Source organism: uncultured Zhongshania sp. (genome assembly GCF_963975605.1).
Classification (GTDB): domain Bacteria; phylum Pseudomonadota; class Gammaproteobacteria; order Pseudomonadales; family Spongiibacteraceae; genus Spongiibacter; species Spongiibacter aquimaris.
In genome coordinates, this window is the sequence record NZ_CAXBHN010000009.1 from 1 (window position 1) to 24,418 (window position 24,418).

A 24,418-nucleotide genomic window follows, 5' to 3' on the forward strand; every position below is an offset into this window, starting at 1 on the left:
GGGAATAAATTAAACAACCTGAAAGTCGTCATTTCCTAAATGCACCACGGGTTCAAGCCTATATTCCCGGCTTAAAAGTGGGCGATGGGGTGCGCGGCGGCGGTACTACTCAGTCTTCATTTGTGATTCGCGGCATAGATAGTTCCAATATCAGTACGGGTGGCGACCCCTCTGTCGCCACGTTTTTAGATGGTGTTTATTTACCGCGCGCGGCGATTACCGTGCCATTTTCTGATATGGAGCGGGTAGAAGTATTGAAGGGGCCGCAGGGCACATTGTTCGGTCGTAATGCCGCGGCGGGGGTGGTGAGCTTTATTCCCAATGCGCCGAGCCTAGAAGAAAGCGAAGGCTTTGTGATGGCAAAGTTGGGTAGCTACAATTTATTCCGCGTAGAGGGTATGGGCAATATGCCGCTAAGCGATAGCTTGGCACTGCGGGTTAACTTGCTACACAACCAGCGCGATGAGGTGACTGAAAATAAAGGCCCAGCATCACCTAATCCCGGCGAGCAAGATAATCAATTTGCGCGTCTCGCCCTGCGCTGGGAGGCAAATGAAAGGCTGAGCATGCAGTTTGCCTATGATATTGATCGTGTCGATAACGGCCCCCAGGCGCGAATCAGTATTAGCGAAGAGTTTTCTAATTTTCCTGACCCCTCTGATCGTAAATTAGAGACGGACGCGATCGGCGGTGGCGAAACTAGAGATATGGAGGGCTTTACCGGCAAGCTTTGGTACGAGCTAAACGACGTTAGCAGCATGACCTTAATCGGCAGTTACCGCGCATTTGAAACCTATAATTTGCAAGATGAAGACGCCACCAGTGATGAGTCGGTGTATGTTGATACCAATAATATTGAAGACTCGGATATAGCCTACTTTGAAATGCAGTTCAATGTTGCACTCGAATGGGTAGACGCGGTATTCGGTGCCAACTACAGCAAGGAAGATACCTATCAGCAAACCGCTCTCACGTTTAGCTACGGTGCAGTATTGGAGCTGGCATCTGGCATGGCAAGTATTCCTCAGGGGCTTTTAAACTCCCTAATAGGCGATGTGGTAGAGGGTAATTTTGTTACCGAACGAATGACCAATGAGGGGGATTTCGAAAGCTACGGTTTATTTATGGACTTAGATTTCCCAATTACGGACAGGCTGAATGTTATTACCGGTCTGCGCTATAGTAACGATAAAAAGTCTTTTAGTTGGGATGCGCCACTAACGGATTTTGTCGTGTCGCAATTGCTACAAGAAAACTTCTTTTTTAATTCTGATGGCGTAGAAACAGCCTCTGAAAGCTGGGATAAAATCACCGGTCGCGTGGTAGCCAATTTCCAAGTCACTGACGGTGCAATGACGTTTTTAAGTTACTCCACTGGCTACAAGTCCGGCGGCTATGACTCGTTAAATACCGGAACAAGAGAAGCGCCATTAGACCCCGAAGTCGTTAGTAATATAGAGCTGGGTGTGAAGGGCGATTTCTTTGACACCCAAGTGCGTACCCAGATTGCTCTGTTTAAAATGATTATTGATGATCGTCAAGAAGCCATTGAATCGAGATCGCCTGACAGTAACGGCGCGGTGCCGACAGTCATCAATACAGATGAGGATATTCAGGGTATCGAATTGACCGCAGATTGGCTGGCGACCGAAAATTTGCGCTTTGGACTGATTTATACCTACCGCGAGCAAGAGTCTAGTCGTGAAGCGTACTTCAACGCACAGGGTGAATTTGAGGTGGCAGATCAGTTGAATGTTAGCTCGCCGCAGGAATACACCCTGACAATGGATTGGTCTCCGGAGTTTAATTACGGATTGCTGTTGTTCCATGTTGACTACATTTACGAAGAAAACACTGAGCCCAGCAATGAAGATCATCAGCCTTTCTTTAATACCGTCAATGGCTACGGCGACGATACCCAGCTATTAAACGCGCGGGTGGCGTGGAGCACGCCGAGCGGCGGCTATGAGATGGCCTTATGGGGTAAAAATCTACTGGGCAATGATCGCGTGTCACAGCCCGGAGGTTTAACTGGCACTGATATTGGGACCTTCCATGTCGGTATCGTTGATCCTTTAACTTACGGGGTGGATTTTAAAGTTATCTTTTAAGGTGCTTGCTTGGGCTGTGGTTGCTAGGTAGTAGCCAACTAAAAGGTAAGGCGAGCCTTATGGCTATAGGTACCTTAATGCGAAGGCGTGTTGAAGAGTCCTCTAATCAGACGCCCATTCGCGCTCACTAATGTTGCCCTCGGTGAGCGGTAGTCATCGAGCAGCCATTGCATCGCAGACTGGCTTATTGCACCAACCAACGCTATGCCTGTTATGCGCGTTTCCTCTTCGCCAAGCGGCCAATTTGGCATCATGGATTTGCCAAGTTGCAGCAATAATTCGGCAAACTCCTGTATGCGGCTGATGTATAGCGTGTCAATACGCGGGCTGACGCCGAGGACTTCTAACCAACACACTCTAGCCACTCGCGAGTTTTCAAAAGCACTAAAAAACGCCTCAAGGCCAAGTTCAATGTGCTTGGCCGTAATTGGCTCGCTGTTAGTGGTATTGATTGCTGCCAGAACCTGAGTTTGGATTTGGTCCAAGGATTCGGTATAGACCGCAGCTAATAAATCTTCAGTATCAGTGAAGGTCTTGTAGAAATAGCGATCAATTAGCCCTGCTTCTTTACACAGCATTCTGACGGTTGTCGCTCGGTAGCCAACCGTGCCAAATAGCTCTAGTCCTGCGTCCATAAAGGTTTGGCGCTGACGCGCCAGTCTTTCGGCCGCACTTTCACCGCCGTAGGTTCGCCCCGATTTACTGTTCTTTTCAATTTTGTTCATTCTCTTATTTGACGACAAGCGTCATCAGAAGTAAAGTGATGTCGTTTGTCATCACATGAAATTGGCTAGAGCCCTCGCGGGGAGAATAAATACATGCAAGCAAAGCAGTGTTATCGGGTTGTTATCATTGGCAGCGGTTTTGGTGGTCAGTGTGCTGCAATCCGCCTGCAGGAGCAGGGCATCACCGATATTCGACTTCTTGAGCGCCGCGATTTTATGGGCGGGACGTGGTGTCAGAATAGCTATCCCGGCGCGGCGGTCGATGTGCAGTCACCGCTGTATTCCATTTCGTCGGAGCCTTACGTGTGGTCGCAAATGTTTGTAGAGCAAGAGGAGTTGCGGCAATACACCAATGCGGTGATTGATAAGCACGGCCTCCGCGACAAAACTACACTTAATGCCAATGTGACGCAGGTCCGCTGGAATGAGGATGATAAGCGCTGGATTATAGAGACTGACGCGGCGGGTACGTTTGAGGCGCAAATTCTGATTAATGCCTCTGGGCCGCTGAGCACACCGGTTATTCCCGACTTCCCCGGCCGCGATACTTTTAAGGGTAAAAGCTTCCACACTAATGCTTGGGATCACTCTTTTGATTATCGTGCTAAACGTGTGGCCATTGTGGGTAGCGGGGCAAGCGCAGCACAAGTTATACCGGCGATAGCGGGCGATGTTGCGGAGCTGCATGTTTTTCAACGCAGCCCGCATTGGGTCTTGCCAAGGCCAGATCGTAAATTTTCATCGTTCCAACAAAAATTGTTAGGCATTAAACCGCTTTATAAAGCACTGCGCTGGTGGATTTATTGGTGTCTTGAAACTCGTGTGATTGGTTTTAAGTATTCCAAACTGATGCTGGATTTAGTTGCGGAGCGGGCCGCGTTGAAATTACTTAAAAAGCAGGTGCCCGATCCGGTGCTTCGTGAAAAACTCACTCCGGATTTTACCATCGGTTGTAAGCGCATCATTTTATCGAGCACCTTGTATCCAGCCTTGTCGAGACAGAATGTAAAATTGCATGACAAGCAAGACGGGATCGCCTCGGTGAACGAGACCGGCATTCTGACCGCACAAGGTCAGCAAGTTGATGTCGATCTTATCATCTGGTCTACCGGTTATGACGCGACCGACGGGATGATCTCATACCCCGTCATTGGCAAGGACAATAGGCGTTTAGCGAGTGCCTGGGAAGAGTTTCCTCGGGCCTACCTCGGCACTGCCATTCCAGGCTTCCCTAATCTCTTTGTGGTCACTGGGCCCAATACCGGCATTGGCCACACTTCCGCAATATTCGTAATTGAATCACAGATGAAATACATCATTGGCAGCATTCGGCAGCTGGAGAAATCTGGTAAACAGGCCATAGAAGTCAGCGCCGACGCCGAGGATCAATACACCCAGATGGTTCACTCTGAAATGGAAAAAACCGTTTGGAAGTCTGGCGGTTGCACCAGCTGGTACCAGAGCAAGAGTGGTCATGTTATTGCGATGTTTCCCGGCTTCAGTTTTACCTTTAACAGGCTAGCCAGCCGGTTTAAGACCAAGCACCATTTGTTTAGATGAGATCATCAATATGAAGGATTTTAATAATAAAATAGTCGCTATAACTGGCGCAGGCTCGGGTATGGGTCGTGCCTACGCCCTAGAATTTGCAAAGCTAGGTGCAAGGCTGGCGCTCAATGATTACGACGAAAAGGGCTTAGCCAAAACAGTTGAAATGGTACATAACACCGCTGCGACCGAGGTGTTCAGTGCGGTGTTTGATGTTGCTGATCGTTCTGCGATGGAAGGATTTGCTGCTGATGTAAAAACCTCACTGGGCAACGCTCATGTCATTATAAATAACGCCGGTGTGTCGGGTGATGGCAAGCCGGTGTGGGCAACGCCGCTGTCTTCAATCGAGCGTGTAATGGGTATTAACTTTTACGGTGTAGTGCATGGTACCCAAGTCTTTTTGCCGCAGCTGATCGAAAATGGCGAGGGTGCGGTGGTGAACGTATCTAGTATTTTTGGCCTGATTGGGCCACCCAATAACAGCGATTACAGTGCGGCGAAATTCGCCGTGCGCGGCTTTAGTGAAGCGTTAATGGTTGAGTTGCACGATAGTCCAATCAGTGTGCACCTTGTCCATCCCGGTGGAATCGCTACCAATATAGCCAGCGCTCCTCAGCACCAAGCCTTCTCGGACAAGTACTTATCAACACCGCCGGAGGCTGTTGTGCGCCGTGTGATTCGAGGTATACGTCGCGGTACGCCGAAGATTGTTTATGGCAAAGATTCATTTAAAACTTGGTTGGGCGCCAACCTAGTGCCCTTACGTTTGCTTAATAAACTTATCTGGTGGGATATGCGCGACGTAATCGACCGCAGCGACTATCCGCTCCAGCCAGCTGCTATTAAGCCAATTGCTACACCGATTAAAAAAGGGAATGCAGGATGAAGAAGTCCCTAATTGTTGCGATTGCGCTGGCTGCTAGTGTTGTCATTTGGGCTGTGACCACTTACCCGCGTATTGGTGGTGACGTGTTGCACTTGGCCAGCCGTATTGAAACAAGTATTTATGGCTTGCACCGGTCCAAAATCGAGATTAGCGATAGCCAGATGATGAGCTGGCAGGGCGGCCCACAAGACGCCAAAGAAACCGTAGTGATGATCCACGGTTATAGCTCAGAAAAAACCGTGTGGATGCGCTTTGCCAGCCATTTTACCGATAAGTATCAGGTCTTAATTTTAGACCTGCCGGGCCATGGCGAAACCGCCTTTGACCCCGCACTTAAGTATGACACCGTGAGTCAGGCGCAGCGGGTGGTAGAAGCGATGGACGCGCTGGGTATTAAGCGCGCCCATATTGTGGGTAATTCCATGGGTGGTTTTATTGCCGCTCAGTTAGCACTGCACCATGCAAACCGCGTGCAGAGCGCGGTATTGGTTGATGCCGCCGGTGTTGTTGCGCCACAAGAAAGTGATATGGCTAAAATGCTCGCGACGGGTCGCAACCCTTTTGAGATACATAATCGCGATGAGTTTCTCGAATTCTACTCGATGACCATGGCTCAGCCACCGTGGCTACCTCGGATGATCTTAGATTTCATGGCAGATGACTATATTGTTCGTCGTGAGTCACTTACCCGTATATTCCAGGACTTTCATAGCACTGGTCTTTTGGATCAGCATCTAAGTGACATTAACGTGCCCATACTCATTCTGTGGGGTGAGCGCGATCGCCTGCTGCATATTAGTTCCGCAGCGATTTGGCGGAGCGGTATACCGAATGCCGAACTTATTACTTACCCAGAACTTGGTCATATGCCCATGCTAGAAGCACCGCGTAAGAGCGCAGAAGATGTGCTCGCCTTTCTCGCCAAGCATCGTTAAGGCTGACCGTAATCACACAAGGGATCAGATATGAAAACATTTAAAGACAAGGTTGCCATTGTGACTGGCGGCGGTGGCAGTGGCATCGGTCATCATTTAGTGATGGAGCTTGCGCGACGCGGCGCGAAAGTTGCGTTTTGCGATATTGCGAAGCTCGACGCTACCGAAGACCAGCTCACCACAATGCACGCAGACTATTATAGTGAGAAAGTCGATATGGGCGATAAGTGCGCCATCAATCTTTTCGTCGACAATGTCCTCGCGCACTTTGGTCATATAGATCTTCTCATTAATAATGCGGGTATCGCTTCCGGCGACCTCACCTTCGGCGAAGCCAGCGAGCAAGACTTTGAAAAAATTACCAATATTAATTATTGGGGAGTGATTCATACGACTCAGCGCTGTTATCAACATTTGCTCAGTCGGCCGGAGGCTGCCATCGTTAATCTATCAAGCTCGCAAGGTATTCTTGCTTTGCCGTATCTCGTACCGTATTGCACCACAAAATTCGCGGTGCGCGGTTTTACCGACAGTTTGCGCGCAGAGCATCGTATCCGAGGTATCAACAACGTAACGTTGCATACCGTGCATCCCGGTGCAGTGGCGACCAACATTACAATCAATGCCGATCATCACAATAGCAGCACAAAGCATTTTCACGAACTGCTTCAAAAAGGTACTCAGCCGTCGGAAGCGGCGAATATCATTCTTCGTGGCGTGCAGAAAAATATCGGCCGTATCTTTATTAGCGACGGCCGCGTGCAGGACATATTGGCGAGACTTATGCCTTCAGCATATATTGCTGTTGTACGCTTAGTAATGAAGTTGCAGGGCGTTGCGGTGCGATAATTGTAGGGTGAGCTGCGCCCTAGTGGCGCAGCCTTTAATGCTGGAGCGGATTATTTTTCCAGCGCGGTTCGTATTTGCAGTCGTTTGGCATCGGCCATTGATGCTAAAAAGCGAACATTAGCGGAAATTTCGCGCAGCTCTTCCAGCCAGCGCTGACGCCCTGCAACAGCCTCGTCCCCCGCCTTGAGTAGCTCTTGGTTTTCTGCGATTTTAATCGCATTTTCAAAGTAGCTACCCGACACGGACTCTTCACAATGTATTCGCTTCTGCAGCACCCGCTGTTTACCCAGCGTGAGAGCGTGGTTGATGAGATGCTTTTGATCACTGATTTCTCCCACCGGCTGCATCCGTAAAGCTCGTGCCAAGACAAGATAGGCTTCGATAAATGGGCGCAGCGTGCCGTGACCTAGAATAGGTGTTATGCCTGCAAGGAGTTTGCGGGTTGCTTTAGCACCTTGTTTAACGCTGTCTCGCCAGTTGGGCGCACGCTGCTCAAGTTCATGTTCGAGCAGCACAATAAACGCACTTGAGCCCTCGAAGAAAAACTCGTACTTAAACATGTCCCGTAAACGCAGTGCTTCATTGTGAAACTGGCTAAGCGCTTCATCGCCCGTTGCGCTAACGGCAAGCAGTGCTAGATCGGCGATGGCACTGGTGATGAAGAAGTGAATCAGACCGTTTCGGTAGTAGGCCGCGGTGCGACCGGCGTCGTTCGGCAGCATATATACCGATTCGATGCCGTCGTTAAATATATTAATGACACCGGTTGTACCCAGGTCTTTTAAGCATTTCTGAATTCTGGCCTCATTGAGGTTTTGTACGTCGCTGGTGGTCGCAAAACCGAGTTTATTAATTAATTGCAGAAGTTCTTGAATGTCAGTGTTGAGCTCGTTGAATGTGATGGCCTTGTGGCCGTGCTCAAGAATGACATAGCAAATTAATGAGTTGACCGTAATCGGCGTGGCATTGTTTGCGTCGACAGCGAGTTCAAAGGCGATCTTTTGAATGTCTCTGGTTTGCGGTGCGGGGCTACTTAGGTCCAGGTGTTCGCTAATGGTAACGCCTTCACCGAATCGCACATGAATTTTACCGTGGGGATTTTTAAGGCCGCTGATATATTCCATAAACCAAGATGTGGATTCAGGGCGCTTTTTACCGCCGGCTTGCAGTGCGTCGTAATCAGCCACTTCGGGTACTTGGTCGTAAGTAATCGATACTGGCATTAATATTAAGTCGGGAGCGTCGTCGCGCATATGCGCGCTTACCACATAGTTAATTAAGCCGAAACGAGGTGGCATTAACTTGCCGGTGCGGGAGCGGGTTCCCTCTAGTGCCCACATCAAGGGGAAGCGTTTTTCTCCCAAGTAATCGATGTAGTTTTTGAATACAACTTTGTAGACCGGGTCATTCTGGAAGCTGCGCCGAATAAAGATGGCGCCGGACCGGCGCAGAATCGGGCCGATTCCTGGCATATTCATATTGATGCCACCGAATAAATGCAATGGCGTCAGATTTTGATCGTGAAAGATGGTCATCAGCAGGAAGCCATCAATATGTGATTTGTGGGTGAACAAAAAGGCGACGGGTTTTTCAGTGAGAAGTTTGCGAATGCGTTCAATATCGCCGTCGACATAGTCAATATCTTTGTCAAAACCGCGGGTATACATGAAACGGCCTAAGGCGGCGGCGAGGTCGGTACCGAGGGCGCTTGGTTTTGCAGACATTTCGTCTAGGCACAGTTTTGCTTCTTTGATCAAACTATCCATCGAGCGACCAGTAGATTCGCTGATTTTGCTTAGGGCATTAATCACTGATGGTTTGCGAATGACTTCGTCTGAGAGAAGCTGAGGTATTTTATATCGAGCGCCTTTCACTTGGCGTTCTACTTTTTCGAGCGCCAAAAAAGCGGAGCGATCTATAAATTTAATAAGGTCTTCTGTTCCGCCATGTTTTTGGGTGTGGTGAACGCAGCTGTCTTTGAGTTGCTCCAGGCTGGCGCCGTTACCAACGGTGATACTGTAGCCGCTGCTGTCTTTGCGCAGTCGCAGCTGCTGTTGAAACCAGCCTGGGTATTCGCGGTTGCCGGTAATTAAATCTCTCAGTGATACACCTTGCATGTCTCTCGGCGTGCGTGTTTGCCAGCAAATACGCACGGGAACAAAGTAAGGGTTGTCGTTTGACTTGGCTAGCTCTAGTAATTGGGTGGTGGAGCGCTGGCGGCGGGTCTGCACATTTCTTAAGTGGCGGTGGACGACATGATACCTTGAGCCGGCAGGTTGATGTTTGCGTATAGCATCTTCTAAAAGCTTTTTTTCGGTCCGATTAACGCTGTCGATAATGAAAACGACAGGGCAGGTGGTGGCTTCGGGCCAAGGGTTGCTGCGAGTTTGATCCATATTGCTGTTCCTTTGGTGCTATATCGCGAGAGTGCCACTAATTAAATTGTTTTGCCTATTTTTGGAGCCCTAAATAGTTAACAAGTAAATGTTGTGACTGTCTCTATAACTTTTGTTCTATCCAATCATATATCTCTGCGTAGATGGAATATTTTTCCGGCTCTAGAAAAATTTCATGATAGAGGCCGGGGTAAATCTTTAAGGTCTTATCGCTGGACGCGATGCCCGCGTACAATTTCTCTGAGCCTGTTGGAGAGGCCATTTTGTCGTCGCCGCCATGCAATATAAGCATCGGCAAGCTAATGCTTGCCGCATTGCGAATGACCATGTCGGCGGTGCGTAAAATTTCGCTTATCAGTCGAACGCGAATCTTGCCGGTGAATACTCTGGGGTCGTTGCGGTATGCCTCCACAACAGCGGGATCGTGACAGACGTCATTTGCTTCTAGTTGCAGAATAGGGAGTTTGGGTAAAATTTTCGATAAGCAGTGAACCACGAATTTTTGTACGGGGCTGATAACGTCCCCGGTTGCGAGAGCGGCGCCAGACAGTATGCAGCCAGCAAGTTTCTGTTGATGTTGTAATAGATACGCTGTCGAAATAACGCCGCCCATGCTGTGTCCGACCAAGAAGAGTTTGGTGTTTGGGTGAAGCCCGGCTATCTCGTTACAGTATTGATCAAGCGTGGTGATGAAATCATCAAAGCGGTTTATATAGCCGCGCAGTCCCTGAGAGTGGCCGTGACCCTCATGATCGAGCGCATACACAGCATAGCATTGCTCGGTGAAATAGTTGGCGATATCGATATAGCGATTGCTGTGTTCTGCAAGGCCGTGCACCAGAATGATCACCGCCTTTGGGGTGCCGGCGGGTTGCCAATTTTGGGTGTAGATTCGGCAGCCGGATTGGCTGCTTAGGGTGCCTTGCTGGTGTGTCATTAGTGTGCTTCCACTGCAATGTCAGGTTTAGATTCTTGGGAGTCGGCTCTTAGACTGAGCGGCATGCCTAGTAATATACGATCAAGTGCATGACGGATGCTAGTTTGTAGTCGAATCCTTTTAATATAAGGCCAGTAAGCATACTCGCGGTCGCGATTCCTATCCCAAAACCCGTCGGTACTGCGAGCCGAGAGCAAGCTAATGGTGCCGTGATGCTGCCGCTGCGGCAAAATATCAATGTCGCCAGTATACGTTTGCGACTTGCGCTTGGACTTAAGGTGTTGTCGTAATTCCCTCATATCGCCGAAACGACTTTGTCGGTGCCGATCAGTTTGGCGTGGAAGGACCAGGGGTTTTGTTGGCATAGCTTATCCGCATATTGAAAGGCAGATTCTGTATATGCGCACAATATGAGGAAGCGAACTACGTTGTCGGCTTTAAGATGTAAGTCGTCTAGCCCCATTTTGATTCGGCCGTGTTGGCCTTAAATCAGGCACTTTGCTGGCTGGGTATGATTGAAGTTTTGAGGGATATGAGTGTTTGTTCGACCTGCGCTTTGCGCTGAAAATTGGGAGTTTGCTACGTACTATTGGTCGCTGGCAGATGACGACTGCGATTGAATCCTTTATTGTACGCCCCTTTATATCGTTGAGAGCACAAAATGATGGATGACTTCGCTGAGATCCGGCCATACCACGACGATGAAGTCGTGCCGGTTTTAGCCAAGTTACTGGGCGATGCCGAGTTGCTGAATGTGGTCGCAAACCTGCGCATACCCAAGCTCAATCGCTACCTGCCTTGGTTAGTGCGCCCGCTTGTGGCGTGGTATCTGCGTCGCGAGCTGAACGGGGTTGCCGATGTGGCGGGCTTTCAGCGAGTTATCAAGCAGTATATGGATACCATGATTGAGGACCATACCTGCAGCTTTAATGTATCTGGCTTAGACGCCTTAGCGCCAAATTCCGCGTATTTATTCATTAGTAACCACCGCGATATCGCCCTGGATCCGGCCTTTGTCAATTATGCCCTCTATCATCACGAGCGCGACACGGTGCGCATTGCGATTGGCGATAATCTGCTTTCCAAGCCCTTTGCCGCCGATTTGATGCGTCTTAATAAGAGCTTTATCGTTCGGCGTTCAGCCAAGGGCCCGCGCCAGATGCTAGCGGCATTTAGGCAATTGGCGGGCTATATTCGTTTCTCTCTGCTGGAAGAGCGCAGTTCCATTTGGATCGCTCAGCGTGAAGGGCGCGCCAAAGATGGCAATGATGCCACCGAGGCGGCGGTCATTAAGATGATTGGTATGGCCCAGCAAAAGCCTGAAGAGAGCTTTTCTGATTATATTAACAAGCTGAATATCGTCCCGGTGTCGATCTCCTATGAATGGGATCCGCTGGATGCCGCCAAGGCTCAGGAGTTAGTTCATGTCGAGCGCGACGGTGCCTATTTAAAAGCGGAACACGAAGATTTAAAAAGCATCGCTATTGGCGTGTTAGGCAACAAAGGCGATGTTCATGTCAGTTTTGGCGCGCCCTTAAAAGGCGAGTTCGCAGACGCGGCGAGGGTAGCGGCGGTGTTAGACGAGGCAATTATTGATCAGTATCGCCTCCATGCCAGCAATGTGCTGGCGTATATGCGGATTTACAATGACGAAAGTTGGCGCGAGCTGCGGGTGCCGCAAATAACGGATCGCGATGTCGCAGATTTCGAGCAGCGTTTTGCAAAAATTCCTGAGGCCTTTCGTCTAAAGGCGATGGAGATCTACGCCAACCCGGTTTGCAATCAATTGCGTAGTCGAGATTTACGGGCAATCGAGAAGGCGGTATAGGTGCTCACGGATGCACTTAAAAAGGCAATTCAGGATGCGTATCGGCAATTTCTGGATGTAAAAGATTTGAAGCCACGTTATGGGCAGCGTTTGATGATCGCCCATATCGCGAGAGTCCTGGGTGGCGTAAAGCGCAATCAAGAGTTTCAGCGCGGGGGCGGTGATCATCTCTGCGTGGTGGAGGCCGGCACTGGCACCGGCAAGACTCTGGCCTATGCGGTGGCGGCGATCCCGATTGCGCAAGAGAGCAATAAAACACTCGTTATTTCCACCGCGACGGTTGCGCTTCAAGAGCAAATTATCTACCGCGATTTACCTGATATTCTCACCAAAAGCGGCCTGCAATTTAGCGTTAGCTTGTCTAAGGGGCGGCGTCGTTACATCTGTCTGTCCAAGCTGGATCAATTGTTGTCAGGCGCCGACGCAAAAGTATTACCCCTATACATTGACGAGCACATGGCCGCGCCGGACGCCGAAAGCCTGTCTTTGTACACGGATTTCGCGCAGAAAATGGCAACCGGAAAATGGGCGGGTGATCGCGACGACTGGGATACCGTGATTGCCGATGATAAGTGGGCGCGGGTGACAACTGATCACGCCCAATGCACCGGTCGCCGCTGCAGTCACGTTAAGCAATGTAGCTTTTTTAAAGCCCGCGAGTCGCTCACTCAGGCAGATGTTATTGTCGCCAATCACGATCTTGTGCTGGCGGATTTAGCCTTAGGCGGCGGCGCCATACTTCCGCCTCCGGAAGAATGCATTTATATATTCGACGAAGCGCATCACCTGCCCGACAAAGTGATTAACCATTTCAGCGCCAACTTTCGTATGGCGGCGACTGAGCGCTGGCTAGAGCAAATTGAACGCGCTTTGACAGCGATGATTGCCGTGCCCGCTATGGACGTTACCGCCCGCGGCCAGCTAGAGAGCTTGCTTACCCAACTTATTGCCGTGCGGCGCGGTTTGGCGCCACTGCGGCCGCTATTGGAAGAGCTGCTAGAGAGCGCAGAAGAGCGGCAGGGAAGTAAGAGTGTGCGCTTTCCCGACGGTATCGTGCCGGACAATCTAGCCGCCCACGCAAAAAATATGGTCGAGGGGTTTAGCGGCGTGATCCATCAAGCGGAAAGGATTATCGATACCTTTCAAGACAGCTTAGATGGCAATCAATTGATGGCGAGCCGAGAAGTGACGGAGCAATGGTTGGCGACGGTGTCTGCTGCGCGTTTTCGCGCGGAAAGTGCCTGTGCGCTCTGGCGCTCTTACGCCAGTGATGCCAGCAAAGAAAAACCACCCAATGCGCGGTGGATGGCCTTGGTTGAAACGGGTCAAGGCCTGTTTGATATAGAATTGAACGCCAGTCCAATACTGGCCGCCAATGCCCTTAAATCGGCGCTGTGGTCACGTTGTTATGCGGCTGTCCTAACCTCGGCAACACTAACCGCCCTGGGTAGTTTTAACCGCTTTAGTATGCGCGCCGGTTTAGATAGCGATGCCAGTTTTGAGGTGGTTCCCAGCCCGTTTGCACACGCCGATGCGGGCGAGCTGCACATACCGGCAATGAATTGCGATGCAGGTAATGCCGAGGCGCATACCGCGGCGCTAATCGATATGCTGCCAAACTTAATGGCGCCGGATGCCGGAAATTTAGTGCTGTTTTCATCCCGCAAGCAATTGCGCGCGGTGCGCGAGGGTATGCCGGCGGATTGGCAAGGCCGGATTTTGGCGCAGGATGATTTGCCGAAGCACGAGATTCTGACCCGCCACCGCGAGGCTTTAGACAAGGGTAACGGAAGTGTTATTTTCGGTTTGGCTAGTTTTGCCGAGGGTGTCGACCTGCCCGGTAAATATTGTTCCCACGTATTGATCGCCAAAATTCCCTTTGCGGTGCCGGAAGATCCGGTTGAAGAAGCGTTGGCTGAGTGGATTAGTCGCAATAATGGCAACCCGTTTATGGATATTACCGTGCCAGACGCGGCGGTGAAATTGATACAAGCCAGTGGCCGGTTGCTGCGCAGTGAATCAGACGTTGGCCGTATCACCATTCTGGATAGGCGCATTGTCACGCGGCATTACGGTCGTAAAATGTTGGCGTCGATGCCACCGTATCGACAGATAATTGAGTAGATTTTGGCGGACTGAGATATGAGCAAGTATCATGAAGTCGCTGCGGTTTTAATGGATGTTGAGGCCGAGTTACGCCGGATTGGCCGCTGGGATGCCGAGCCGCCACCGCCGGAAGCATTGTGCAGCGAGCAGCCATTCGCCATCGATAGGCTCAATTTCCCGCAGTGGTTACAGTTTATTTTTATTCCAAGAATGCGGTTTTTAATTGAACAAAGGCAAGAATTGCCTCTGGCCAGCGGTATTGCGCCTATGGCGGGGGAGTATTTTCGGGCGAGCTTGTTGCCAATAGAGGGTTTAATGACTGCCCTGCAGACAGTGGATGCGCTGCTGGGCAGTCAAGGTATTAGCGTAAGCAAGTCCTAGTTATTGTTGGGCTCTTCGGCCGCCATTACCATGCGTACCAAATGCGCCAGTGAGCGAACGCCCATTTTTTCCATAACGCGTGCGCGGTGAATTTCGACGGTGCGCTGGCTAATATCTAAGTCGTAGGCGATCACTTTATTCGCCTTGCCCTCGATCATCAGTTCCATAACCTGACTTTCGCGCGGCGTAAGGTCGCTCAATTTAGCGCGAATTTTGTGTTTTTCTTCGAGGTCGGCGCGGTTCTCAGAGTCAGCAGCAATAGCCTGTTGGATTTTGCCTAGTAGCTCTTCTTCACGATAGGGCTTCTGCACAAAGTCCACAGCGCCGCGCTGCATAGCGTCGACCGCCATTGGCACATCGCCGTGACCGGTTACAAATATAATCGGTAATATGGAATTGCGAGTGTTGAGTTGACGTTGCAGCTCCATGCCGTTCATGCCCGGCATGCGTATATCTAACACCATGCAACCGGCCATATCGATGGAGTAATCCTCCAAAAACGTATCGGCTCGTGAATAGCTAACTACTTTGTGGCCAACTGATTCCAATACCATTTGTAGTGAGTCTCGTACGGCTTCGTCATCCTCTACGAGGTACACCGTCGCTTCTGTAGTCATTATTAGGTCCTTGCGGTTACCGTTTTGTATGGGATAAGGCTATCATGAAATTATTAACTTTGGGCATGCTTAATCGGTGAATTAGTCGATTGATACTGGCGGGAAGCGTCAAGACTGGATAAGCTTCCGCCTTATAATCCGCATTGCAACGAAGCAAATGCCATAAAACAACAAGGGTTGCGCATGCGAACTAAGCGCAGTTTAGTACAAATTTATCTTCTTAGCCTAGTCGCACTGTCTGCGATTCCTTTGGCTATTTTCGGCTATATCTGGATTGCCAAAGAATACGAGCGCTATACGCAGCAAAGTGAAGCGTGGCGAGATGCTTATGTTGAGTCCCGCCGGGAGTTGTTGCGCAGGGAAGTAGGCAAGGCGGTTGAATATCTAGATTTTAAACACACGCAGCTAAATCAGCAGTTATACAACGATTTGCGCCAGCAAGTTGCCGTTGGTATTTCTCTGGTTGAAGACACCCGCAAAGAATTTGTTGGCGAAAGTAAGTCGCAGCAGTTAAACCGCTTGCGAACGACAATGGGATCGCTGCGGTTTTTAAATAATAAGGGCTTCTTTTTCTTGTTTGATGGCGACGGCAGGGCTTTGCTACCGCCGATGAACCCCCTTACCGATGAGCGAATGTCAGACAGTGCGACGATTGATGCTTTTTCTAGTCAGATTAAAAGCGCGTTGTCAGACAAGAAATACGAGTTTCTAGAATACCGTTTCACTGATCCCAATAGCCAAGTCGCGACCGAGCGCAATTTTAGCTTTGTGTACTATTACAAGCCGCTGAATATTTATATGGGCGCCAGTATTTATCTGCGCGACGAGCTTAATCGCTTGAAGCGCGAAGTGATCGAGCGGATTGCCGCGGTACCTATTGATCCAGATAACTCTATTTTATTTGTCGTCGATAAAGATGGGCGGCAATTGGTAAACGCCTACGATCCCAGTAATGTCGGTTTGCTCATGCCCGATATTGTAAACGTTAGTGCGAGGGTGGGCGGCGAAGAGCACAGTTTATTTACCGAGTTAAGCTGGCTTGACCGAGATGGTATGAAAAAGCCGGTAATCTCCTATATTCGCCGTTTTGAACCCTGGGGCTGGGTATTGGGTTCCGGCGTTTTTTTGGACGAGCTCAATGTTAAATTGAGCGATGAGCGTGCCGCACTGCAGGAGCGAGTAAAAGAACATATTCGCTTTATTGTGATTATTGCGTTTGCCTTAATGGTGTTTTCAACCTTCGCGGCGCGCTGGTTGGCGCGCCGAAGTGCTGCAGGCTTTACGATTTTCCAGCAGTTTTTTGCTGACGCAAGCAAGCGGTCTACCACCATCAATGTAAATCACCTGCCTTTTGCGGAATTTCAGCGCTTGGCTGAAGACGCAAATTTCATGGTTGAAAAGCGCACCGAAACCGAGCGCGCCTTAAAACTCAGTGAACGTCGCTTCCAATTAGCTTTGGATGCCGCCCAAAATCACCTCTGGGATCTGGATTTGCAGACGGGCTTGGTCACAGTGGGAGAGAGTTTCTTTCGTATGCTGGGCTACAATGCCCCCGCTACGCCGTATCCGGTTGGCGCCTTCAAAAACATTGCCTTTGGTGACGATTTGCAAATTATCGCCTCGGCGGTCGACAGCTGGCTTGGAATGGCGACGGGCAATAGCGTTGAGTTTAGAGTTAAGGATCGCGCTGGTAATTTCCGCTGGATCTATAGCCGTGGCGATGTTGTTGAAAATGATCAAAATGACAAGCCGATGCGCGCCATGGGGATCATGACAGATGTCACCGACCGCAAACGTATAGAGCTAGAACTGGTCAACGCGCGCATCGCCGCCGAAGATGCGCTACACGCTAAAAGTCAGTTTTTATCCAGTGTCAGCCACGAGTTGAGAACCCCCTTAAATGGGGTGCTAGGTTATGCGCAGCTCCTTCAGCGCGACACAGGAATTCCAACGGGCAGTCAGGAGTATTTACGCGCGATAGAAAGCTGCGGTAAGCACCTGCTCACCCTTATAAACGATGTATTAGATCTGGCCAAGATTGAGAGCGGTAATATCGATATTGTTTGTCGACCGAACAAGCTCGACGACATTGTGGCCAATGTCAGCGATATCGTAGCGCACAGGGCGAAGTCGAAAGGTCTGGATTTTATTGTGGATCGTTCGCCGAATTTGCCGGAGAAAGTGCAAGTTGATGAGGTGAAGCTGCGGCAGGTCCTCGTTAACTTACTTGATAACGCCGTAAAATTTACCAGCGCTGGCAAGGTGGTTCTAAAACTACACGCTGATCAGGAAACCAAGCAGTTAATGTTTTCGGTGACCGACAGCGGAATGGGCATACCCAAAGAAAAGCTCCGCGATGTTTTTGAACCCTTCCGCCAAGTTAATCCGCAAGACGGCAAGGGCACTGGGTTGGGGCTGTCTATCTGTCGCCGCTTGGTTGAGGCGATGGGTGGTAATTTAAATGTTAGCAGCGAGTTTGGTCACGGCAGTTGTTTCTATTTCGACTTACCGCTGCTGGAAATTCATGAAAGTGAGTTCGACGATGAATCGCTGGTAAATACGGTTGATCCTGTAACGGAGCTTTTATCGACCGTTGGCGAAAACCCTGCAATTATTATTGCTGACGACGTGGCGGTAAATCGTCACGTGCTCCTAGGTATGTTGGAGGATGTGTCGACAGATATCCGAGAAGCTGCCAATGGTTTAGAGGTTATTGCGCATTTAAAAGAGCGCACGGCAAAATTGGTATTGATGGATTTGCGTATGCCGGAAATGGATGGCATGGAAGCGACCCGCGTCATTAAGCAGGACATGGGGATGGCCGATGTTGCGATCATTATGGCGTCAGCGACAACCGATGAAGAGATGATGGATGAAGCTGTGCAGGTAGGGTGCGATGGCTTTTTACCTAAGCCAATTGGTATTGGCGATTTGCTCAAAGTTGTTGCCGCCACTTGCGGTGTTGAAACGCAAAAACAGCAGCCTAAGCCTAGCCAAGTTGTTAGCAACGCACTGCCCTTACGTGATTTTGTATTACCCAAAGAAGATGATTTGCAGAATTTGAGTGAGGCGGTCGACTTAGGCGACGTCACTCGACTGCGAGAACTATTGCAGCAGCTGCGCAGACGCTGCCCTGAGTGCGACGCCTTTCTTGACGAGGCAGAGTTATACCTCTCTGAATTTGACTTTGATAAGCTCGCCCACTTAGTAGTACAAGCGACGCGCGAGACCACTATTGATGACGCCTGATAGCGGTAGTGAACAAATTTTATTGGTTGATGACAACCCCACAAATTTGCAGGTTTTGTTTAAAACCTTAGAGGGGAGTGGCTACCGGCTATTGGCGGCTAGAGATGGTGAGGCCGCACTTTATACCGCTAAACGAGCTCGGCCAGCGCTGATATTACTCGATGTTATGATGCCAGGCATGGACGGCTTTGAAGTTTGCGAACGCCTAAAAGCTGATCCAGAAACGGCTGATATCGCCGTGATATTCTTGTCGGCCCTAACCGATAGCCAATCGAAGGTGCACGGTTTAGCGATTGGTGGCGTCGATTATATTGCCAAGCCTTTCCAGACGGATGAAGTCTTGGCTAGGGTGCGTACTCATATAAAAATTCAGCGTCTTGAGCGCGCATTGGCGCGACGCAACACTGAGTTAGAAGATGAAAATCAGCAAATATTAAATGCGGTTGAAGAGGGCATATTGGGCTTGGATGTCACTGGTCGTGTTACATCTATGAACGCTCAAGCGGCGGCAATTACAGGGTGGCCCGCCTCCGATTGCATTGGTGAGTTATTCTCTCAGCTACAGTTGTTTTCCGGTGACGAGGCCCTTAATCAGTCCTTGGGTTTACTGTGCGCGGGAGGCGTTAGTTTGCGTAAGGATCACGTCAGCATTAATACCCGTACCGGCAGTATTGCGCCGGTAGCGCTCAGTGGTTCGCCACGTAGTGAGGGCGGTGCAGTATTAGTGTTGCGGGATATTAGCGAGTGGTTGCAGAGCCAATTTGCCCTTGAGCAAGCTCGCGAAGAAATGGACAGCCAGCGTCAACATTTGGCGCATATCGAGCGCTTAAGTACGGGCGGTGAAATGGCTGCCGGTATCGCCCACGAGGTGAATCAGCCACTCACGGCAGTGACCAATTACGCGAGAGTTGCCCAGCGGTTGGTGGCAGATTTGCCCGAGGAGCGCCGCCAGAAAATGGACGAGGTGCTGACTAAAATTACCATTCAGGCGGAGCGGGCGGCGGCGGTTATTCAGCGTATGCGCAGCTATGTTAAAAAGCCCTCGGGTGGTCGGGTGGTGCTGGCATTAAACGCGGTGCTCGAGGATGTACTGGCGCTTGCGGAAGTGGATTCGAGGGTAAACGCAATTCCAGTTCGTTTAATTGCAGCGCCAAATTTGCCGGCAATTTTTGCAGACGAAGTTCAGTTGCAGCAGGTGGCCTTAAATTTAATTCGCAATGCCATGGAGTCGACCGCGAATGCGGGGCAGAGTAATGCCGTGGAAGTAAGCACGTACCTGGATCAAGGTTTGGTGTGTTTTAAAGTAAAAGATTTTGGCGCAGGTTTGGCGCCGGAAATAGAAGCGCAGTTGTTCAGCCCCTTTGTGACATCGAAAGAAGGCGGTATGGGTATTGGTCTGTCGGTCTCAAAATCTATTATGCAGGGGCACGGTGGTGATATTCGCTATCAGGCCAACCCTGACGGTGGTGCTATTTTCAGCTGTGAATTTCCGGTGCATCAGTAGGGCTCATTTCTCATGATCTGTATTTTGCACTCCCGCGTCGCGGCAAGTTTTTTAAATAGCAGGCGACGATCGTGTTAAGAGCGCTTAAATCGAGGCGGGTTAGCGAGCTGCGCAGCCAGCAACAGCTGCAGTATCCAGATCAAACCATTGCTATTACCGTCATCCGCAGTCGGCGTCGGCGTCGCAAACTCAGTTTGCAGGTGGGCCGTTCTGGTGTGGTGTTACGTGCGCCATTTTCGACCTTGCAGGCCGATATCGATGACATGCTGACCCGCAATAGGGATTGGATATACCAGCGTCAGCAAGTGGTATTACTTCAGCAGGGCGACGCGCTTCGCTTCGAGTCGGGTGAGCTTCACGATTATTTAGGTGCGCCGTTGGCGCTTAGGATTGTGGCCGGTGCGCGGCGGGCAAAGGTGTTAGCCGGCGATGGTGAGCTGTGTGTTCACGGTGTAAATGACGATTCGGAGCAGGTGCGTCGCGTTTTGCAGCAATGGTATTTGCGTCAAGCCCAGCAGTTGTTCGCTGAACGCTTGGCCTTTTGGGCTAGTCGTCTTCCCTGGGTTAGCGGCGTCCCGGAACTTCGGCTCAGGCGTATGCGCTCGCGCTGGGGTAGCTGTTCTGCAGAGGGGCGTGTTTGTTTGAATACCCATTTAATTAAGGCTGATTTACGCTGTATTGACTACGTTATCGTCCACGAGCTCTGCCATATCCAAGAGTTTAATCACAGCCCGAGATTTTATGCGTTAATGACTGAGGCAATGCCCGAGTGGCGGCAGTGCAAGGCGGAATTGGAGGCAGTCGGCGCCAGAATCGTTCGCGAATAAAACGGCTATTGCGATTTTGCAGTACTGTAATTGGTAGCCGCAATAAATAAAAATAAGCTACTTTCAATAACACTGGCCACAGGTTCACGGTAATTTGTGAGGGCCCAGCGGCGCGCGATTTGCAATACTGCGCCAACCAAACCGGCGTACACCATACCCTGATCGGGTATGTCAGAAATATCTGCCAATCCCAAGGATTCGGTCAGCGTTCGAATCAAGACCGCAAACTCTTCCATCGCTTCATAGTAGAGTTCGTCAATAGTGTCACTTACCCCTAGTACCTCGAAAAGCAGTAGCCGAGCAATATCAGGGTTTTGAGAGAGGGTGTCGAAAAAAGCCTGTAAACCAGCGCGAGAAAAAGCGGCGGTGTTGCGTTCTGACGCTTCAAAGGCAGCCAGCATCCGACTTTTTAGATAGCGGGTTTGAGTTTTGTATACCTCTGCTAGCAGGGCTTCGCGATTGGCGAAGGACTCGTAAAAATAGCGTTCAGTTAATCCGGCCTCACCGCAAATGCTCCGCACGCTTGCGGCGGCGTAACCTTGATTGCCGATAACACTCAAACCGGCGTTGAGTAATTGCTCGTAGCGTTCGCTGCGGCGCTGGTCGCCACTGCTACCGCGGTAGCGGCGTGACTTTTGGGGCATTTGGGCGGCGTCTTTGTTGGATTTTGCGATTGTTTTTGGCATCTTGAAATTTTGACATGGCTTGATGTCAGATGTAAAGTGACATGAACTATTGTCAAATTGTGCCGCGCTGCTCGGCTGCGGTGAAAAAAGGTGTTTTGCGTGGAATACGATGTCGATTACTTAATTGTCGGGTCTGGCTTTGGCGGCTCGGTGTCTGCTCATCGCTTGAGCGAGAAGGGCTATAGCGTTGCCGTGATGGAGATGGGAAAGCGCTGGAGTGCTGAAACGTATCCCCCATCCAATTGGTATTTTCACCGCTGGCTGTGGCGGCCAATGCTGGGCTTGAAGGGCTTTTTCAACATTAAGTGGTTTAAGCATGTCCTGGTTTTACATGGCAATGCCGTGGGCGGTGGCTCAATTACCTATGCAAATACCTTATTAGTGCCGAAGCCAATTATTTGGCAGCAGGGCAGTTGGGCGGGTTTAAAAGACTGGGAGACTGATATGCCCGCGCATTACGCCACAGCTCAAAAAATGCTCGGGGTCACTGAAAACCGCATCCTTGGGCCGGCGGATATAATTCTAAAGGAGTCCGCTGAAGATTGGGGCTGTGGCGATAGCTTTTACAAAACCCAAGTCGGGGTGTTTTTTGGTGACGAGGGTGAGGCGCCGGGTAAATCGTATGCCGACCCCTATTTTGGCGGTGAAGGTCCAGAGCGTAATAGTTGTATCGCCTGCGGAGGCTGCATGGTCGGCTGTCGCTACAATGCCAAGAATAGTCTCGACAAAAACTACCTATATTTGGCGGAAAAGCAGGGCGCGCAGGTTTTCTCTGAAACCCGAGTCATTGACGTTGTGCCATTAAATGGAAAAGCAGATGGCGAAGACGGCTACGAGGTGACCACCGTCAGCAGCACGTCTTTACTGTTTCGCAATAAACGCCGCTGGCGTGCAAAGGCTGTGGTGTTTGCGGGTTCGTCGCTAGGCACTCAGGATCTGCTTTTTAAATTGCGAGACAAGAAATCGCTCCCTAATATATCGGCGCAACTGGGTCGTCGCGTTAGAACAAATGCCGAGTCGTTGATCGGGGTGCGCTTACCCAATGTGGACAATATGGATTCTGGTATCGCTATTGGTTCCGGAATTTATCTTGACGAGAAAACCCATATTGAAGCTACCCGTTATCCGCGAGGCTCTGATGCAATGGGGCTATTGGTTACCGCGATGATACGTGGGAAGACAGATTGGCGCCGCGTATTTATTTGGCTTTACACCTTGCTGCGCCTTTTGGTGCGCAATCCCAGGCAGGCGATCGGCTCAATTATTCCTTTTGGCCTGGCAAAGCAGACCATCATATTGTTGTGTATGCAAACCTTGGATGGTCATATTGATATGCTTTATAAGCGCCGTTGGTATTGGCCATTTAGTAAACGTATGGTCAGTTTTGGGCCCAAAATTCCCGCCCATATTCCTGAAGCTAGCGAGTTCGCGCTGAAGACTGCTCGCCGTTTGGGTGGTATGGCAGGCAGTTTGATCACCGAAGTTCTGTTTAATATTCCTGCGACAGCCCATTGCATGGGTGGTGCTGGAATGGGGCGCTCCGCCGATGACGGCGTGGTTGATGTGCAGAGCAGAGTGTTCGGCTATAAAAATATGTTAGTTTGTGACGGGTCGACATTGTCGTCTAACCTAGGGGTTAACCCATCACTGACGATCACCGCGCTGACGGAGCACGCCATGGCGTATATTCCCGCTAAGCAATCTCTAGTCACCGAGTCGCCAGCGGTTACAGTGGCAGCTGCAGGCTAGCTCCACCGCCAAACTCGCGGGGCCCAGCATAGCTAAATTGGGCCTCGATTCTGAGTAATTCACCGAGACGATAATGTAAGCCTACCGTCGGTAAATTCGAATCATTGCCGCTGTGTAGCCAAGTATAGCCGAGTAGTAACTGCAGCTTCTCACTAACTGGGAGTAGGCCGCTAAGCGCGTATGCTCTGCGGGACGACAATTCGCCAAATCCCTTTTGTGGGCTAAGGTCGGCGTCTAAGCGCAAACTTGCCCAGTTTGCCCTGTAGTTGATACTGCTGCTGATATGCGTCCGCTGCTGGTAGCGAGTCCCCTCAGGTCCTTCAATTTCTTGCTGATAAATATCGTTAAAGTCTAAGTTGAATAACCAATTGTCGACTTGGTGCTCAATTCCGAGGTCGGCATTGGCTTGGATGCTATTTTCAACATCTCTGCCGCGGTCGAATAGCTTGTCTTCGTCGTAGTCTTCTATTGAAATTTCACGCTCGATAACACTGATGTTTTGAAGTTTTGCGGTAATGCCAATTTGGGTATTGGGCATGCTTTCCAAGCTGAAGCGATAGTTTAGGCCTAAGTAATTTTTCCAAAGTGCAGATACGTTAACGCTAGATTGCAGCTCACCAAGCGAGAACAAGCCGAGAATAGTGGCAAAGCGCAGTCGATTGGCATCCCCTTCGTCGTAAATAAATCGACCACTGCCATTAAATTCAGAGCCCCCGACTACCACCCAATTTTTGTCTTGTGTCAGCAGAGCGAAGTGACCGCCGGCGGCAAAACTGGTGATGTCATTATCGGCATTCTCTAATTGTTCGACCAGCTCGGTTTCGTCGCCGGGAATAACCAGAATGCCTCTCGATCGTCCATCTAAAGCGACCCCTTCATCGTAAATGTTTTTCAAGTTGTCTAGCAGGCTGTCAGCGTCGTTAACAAAACCGTAGCCATCTCCCTGCAGCGCTGGCTCAGAATGCGAATTAATTGCGGGGAATGCGGCGGAGCGGGTATGTAAGGAGCTTAGTCGCTGGTCGCCAGCGCTATCGGCGGTCACATGTGTCGATATTAATATGCTGCAGATCAGCAATATTTG

At 50.3% G+C, this 24,418-nt stretch carries 19 protein-coding genes; 12 read left to right on the forward strand and 7 right to left on the reverse strand.

Annotated elements, in window-relative coordinates; all coding sequences use genetic code 11:
• Positions 1 to 8: 8 nt before the first annotated feature.
• Entirely contained in the window at positions 9 to 2,111 is a 2,103-nt protein-coding gene (locus AAC007_RS09520; RefSeq protein WP_339676452.1) for a TonB-dependent receptor, read from the forward strand.
• Positions 2,112 to 2,185: 74 nt separating this feature from the next.
• Here the strand turns inward: AAC007_RS09520 and AAC007_RS09525 are convergent, their stop codons facing one another.
• Entirely contained in the window at positions 2,186 to 2,836 is a 651-nt protein-coding gene (locus tag AAC007_RS09525) for a TetR/AcrR family transcriptional regulator (RefSeq protein ID WP_339676250.1), read from the reverse strand.
• 93 nt (positions 2,837 to 2,929) lie between these two features.
• Between AAC007_RS09525 and AAC007_RS09530 the strand changes: the two genes are divergently transcribed.
• From AAC007_RS09530 to AAC007_RS09545, 4 genes are read left to right on the forward strand one after another with little or no spacing between them, the layout of a single operon-like run.
• Complete coding sequence (locus AAC007_RS09530) at positions 2,930 to 4,396, forward strand: NAD(P)/FAD-dependent oxidoreductase (RefSeq protein WP_339676252.1); 1,467 nt, start codon at positions 2,930 to 2,932, stop codon at positions 4,394 to 4,396.
• A gap of 10 nt (positions 4,397 to 4,406) precedes the next feature.
• The gene (locus AAC007_RS09535; RefSeq protein WP_339676253.1) at positions 4,407 to 5,273 is read left to right on the forward strand and encodes an SDR family oxidoreductase; all 867 of its coding nucleotides are present in this window, start codon (positions 4,407 to 4,409) and stop codon (positions 5,271 to 5,273) included.
• Positions 5,270 to 6,208 carry an alpha/beta hydrolase gene (locus tag AAC007_RS09540; protein ID WP_339676255.1) on the forward strand — a complete coding sequence of 313 codons (939 nt, stop codon included), beginning with the start codon at positions 5,270 to 5,272 and terminating at the stop codon, positions 6,206 to 6,208. The genes AAC007_RS09535 and AAC007_RS09540 overlap by 4 nt, the downstream gene beginning before the upstream one ends.
• A gap of 30 nt (positions 6,209 to 6,238) precedes the next feature.
• A complete protein-coding gene (locus AAC007_RS09545; protein ID WP_295876538.1) occupies positions 6,239 to 7,057 on the forward strand; it encodes an SDR family NAD(P)-dependent oxidoreductase in 819 nt (272 codons plus the stop codon).
• Positions 7,058 to 7,107: 50 nt separating this feature from the next.
• On the opposite strand, the gene AAC007_RS09550 is transcribed toward AAC007_RS09545, so the two are convergent.
• From AAC007_RS09550 to AAC007_RS09560, 3 genes are all read right to left on the reverse strand, one after another.
• Positions 7,108 to 9,453 carry a 1-acyl-sn-glycerol-3-phosphate acyltransferase gene (locus AAC007_RS09550; RefSeq protein ID WP_295876536.1) on the reverse strand — a complete coding sequence of 782 codons (2,346 nt, stop codon included), beginning with the start codon at positions 9,451 to 9,453 and terminating at the stop codon, positions 7,108 to 7,110.
• Between the two features lie 103 nt (positions 9,454 to 9,556).
• Positions 9,557 to 10,390, reverse strand: a complete 834-nt coding sequence (locus AAC007_RS09555; protein ID WP_339676259.1) for a lysophospholipase — start codon at positions 10,388 to 10,390, stop codon at positions 9,557 to 9,559.
• A complete protein-coding gene (locus AAC007_RS09560; protein ID WP_339676261.1) occupies positions 10,390 to 10,755 on the reverse strand; it encodes a hypothetical protein in 366 nt (121 codons plus the stop codon). The genes AAC007_RS09555 and AAC007_RS09560 overlap by 1 nt, the downstream gene beginning before the upstream one ends.
• A 296-nt stretch (positions 10,756 to 11,051) precedes the next feature.
• On the opposite strand from AAC007_RS09560, the gene AAC007_RS09565 reads away from it, so the two are divergent.
• Genes AAC007_RS09565 through AAC007_RS09575 form a run of 3 tightly spaced genes read left to right on the forward strand, consistent with a single transcriptional unit; the run spans position 11,052 to position 14,705 of the window.
• Positions 11,052 to 12,218 carry a 1-acyl-sn-glycerol-3-phosphate acyltransferase gene (locus tag AAC007_RS09565; protein WP_339676263.1) on the forward strand — a complete coding sequence of 389 codons (1,167 nt, stop codon included), beginning with the start codon at positions 11,052 to 11,054 and terminating at the stop codon, positions 12,216 to 12,218.
• Positions 12,219 to 14,342, forward strand: coding sequence for an ATP-dependent DNA helicase DinG (gene dinG, locus AAC007_RS09570; RefSeq protein ID WP_339676265.1), 2,124 nt, complete (start codon positions 12,219 to 12,221; stop codon positions 14,340 to 14,342).
• Positions 14,343 to 14,360: 18 nt separating this feature from the next.
• Positions 14,361 to 14,705 carry a YqcC family protein gene (locus AAC007_RS09575; RefSeq protein WP_339676267.1) on the forward strand — a complete coding sequence of 115 codons (345 nt, stop codon included), beginning with the start codon at positions 14,361 to 14,363 and terminating at the stop codon, positions 14,703 to 14,705.
• On the opposite strand, the gene AAC007_RS09580 is transcribed toward AAC007_RS09575, so the two are convergent.
• On the reverse strand, positions 14,702 to 15,322 hold the full coding sequence (locus AAC007_RS09580; protein ID WP_339676269.1) for a response regulator transcription factor: 621 nt from the start codon (positions 15,320 to 15,322) through the stop codon (positions 14,702 to 14,704). The two genes, AAC007_RS09575 and AAC007_RS09580, sit on opposite strands and share 4 nt — an antisense overlap.
• A gap of 183 nt (positions 15,323 to 15,505) precedes the next feature.
• Between AAC007_RS09580 and AAC007_RS09585 the strand changes: the two genes are divergently transcribed.
• From AAC007_RS09585 to AAC007_RS09595, 3 genes are all read left to right on the forward strand, one after another.
• Positions 15,506 to 18,571, forward strand: a complete 3,066-nt coding sequence (locus tag AAC007_RS09585; protein ID WP_339676271.1) for a cache domain-containing protein — start codon at positions 15,506 to 15,508, stop codon at positions 18,569 to 18,571.
• A complete protein-coding gene (locus tag AAC007_RS09590; RefSeq protein WP_339676273.1) occupies positions 18,561 to 20,075 on the forward strand; it encodes a response regulator in 1,515 nt (504 codons plus the stop codon). Before AAC007_RS09585 ends, AAC007_RS09590 begins: the two co-directional genes overlap by 11 nt.
• 71 nt (positions 20,076 to 20,146) lie before the next feature.
• On the forward strand, positions 20,147 to 20,902 hold the full coding sequence (locus AAC007_RS09595; protein ID WP_339676275.1) for a SprT family zinc-dependent metalloprotease: 756 nt from the start codon (positions 20,147 to 20,149) through the stop codon (positions 20,900 to 20,902).
• 5 nt (positions 20,903 to 20,907) lie between these two features.
• On the opposite strand, the gene AAC007_RS09600 is transcribed toward AAC007_RS09595, so the two are convergent.
• The gene (locus AAC007_RS09600; protein ID WP_339676277.1) at positions 20,908 to 21,546 is read right to left on the reverse strand and encodes a TetR/AcrR family transcriptional regulator; all 639 of its coding nucleotides are present in this window, start codon (positions 21,544 to 21,546) and stop codon (positions 20,908 to 20,910) included.
• A gap of 141 nt (positions 21,547 to 21,687) precedes the next feature.
• Between AAC007_RS09600 and AAC007_RS09605 the strand changes: the two genes are divergently transcribed.
• Positions 21,688 to 23,337, forward strand: a complete 1,650-nt coding sequence (locus tag AAC007_RS09605) for a GMC oxidoreductase (RefSeq protein WP_339676280.1) — start codon at positions 21,688 to 21,690, stop codon at positions 23,335 to 23,337.
• On the opposite strand, the gene traF is transcribed toward AAC007_RS09605, so the two are convergent.
• A complete protein-coding gene (gene traF, locus AAC007_RS09610; RefSeq protein WP_339676283.1) occupies positions 23,315 to 24,379 on the reverse strand; it encodes a conjugal transfer protein TraF in 1,065 nt (354 codons plus the stop codon). The two genes, AAC007_RS09605 and traF, sit on opposite strands and share 23 nt — an antisense overlap.
• Positions 24,380 to 24,418 lie beyond the last annotated feature (39 nt).

Bases quoted from the DNA above. Each gene is read 5' to 3' on its own strand.
- AAC007_RS09575 (WP_339676267.1), top strand. From the start codon at position 14,361: ATGAGCAAGTATCATGAAGTCGCTGCGGTTTTAATGGATGTTGAGGCC.
- AAC007_RS09530 (WP_339676252.1), top strand. From the start codon at position 2,930: ATGCAAGCAAAGCAGTGTTATCGGGTTGTTATCATTGGCAGCGGTTTT.
- AAC007_RS09565 (WP_339676263.1), top strand. From the start codon at position 11,052: ATGATGGATGACTTCGCTGAGATCCGGCCATACCACGACGATGAAGTC.
- AAC007_RS09555 (WP_339676259.1), bottom strand. From the start codon at position 10,390: ATGACACACCAGCAAGGCACCCTAAGCAGCCAATCCGGCTGCCGAATC.
- AAC007_RS09560 (WP_339676261.1), bottom strand. From the start codon at position 10,755: ATGCCAACAAAACCCCTGGTCCTTCCACGCCAAACTGATCGGCACCGA.
- AAC007_RS09590 (WP_339676273.1), top strand. From the start codon at position 18,561: ATGACGCCTGATAGCGGTAGTGAACAAATTTTATTGGTTGATGACAAC.
- AAC007_RS09535 (WP_339676253.1), top strand. From the start codon at position 4,407: ATGAAGGATTTTAATAATAAAATAGTCGCTATAACTGGCGCAGGCTCG.
- AAC007_RS09540 (WP_339676255.1), top strand. From the start codon at position 5,270: ATGAAGAAGTCCCTAATTGTTGCGATTGCGCTGGCTGCTAGTGTTGTC.
- AAC007_RS09545 (WP_295876538.1), top strand. From the start codon at position 6,239: ATGAAAACATTTAAAGACAAGGTTGCCATTGTGACTGGCGGCGGTGGC.
- AAC007_RS09550 (WP_295876536.1), bottom strand. From the start codon at position 9,453: ATGGATCAAACTCGCAGCAACCCTTGGCCCGAAGCCACCACCTGCCCT.
- AAC007_RS09600 (WP_339676277.1), bottom strand. From the start codon at position 21,546: ATGCCCCAAAAGTCACGCCGCTACCGCGGTAGCAGTGGCGACCAGCGC.
- AAC007_RS09580 (WP_339676269.1), bottom strand. From the start codon at position 15,322: ATGACTACAGAAGCGACGGTGTACCTCGTAGAGGATGACGAAGCCGTA.
- AAC007_RS09585 (WP_339676271.1), top strand. From the start codon at position 15,506: ATGCGAACTAAGCGCAGTTTAGTACAAATTTATCTTCTTAGCCTAGTC.
- AAC007_RS09525 (WP_339676250.1), bottom strand. From the start codon at position 2,836: ATGAACAAAATTGAAAAGAACAGTAAATCGGGGCGAACCTACGGCGGT.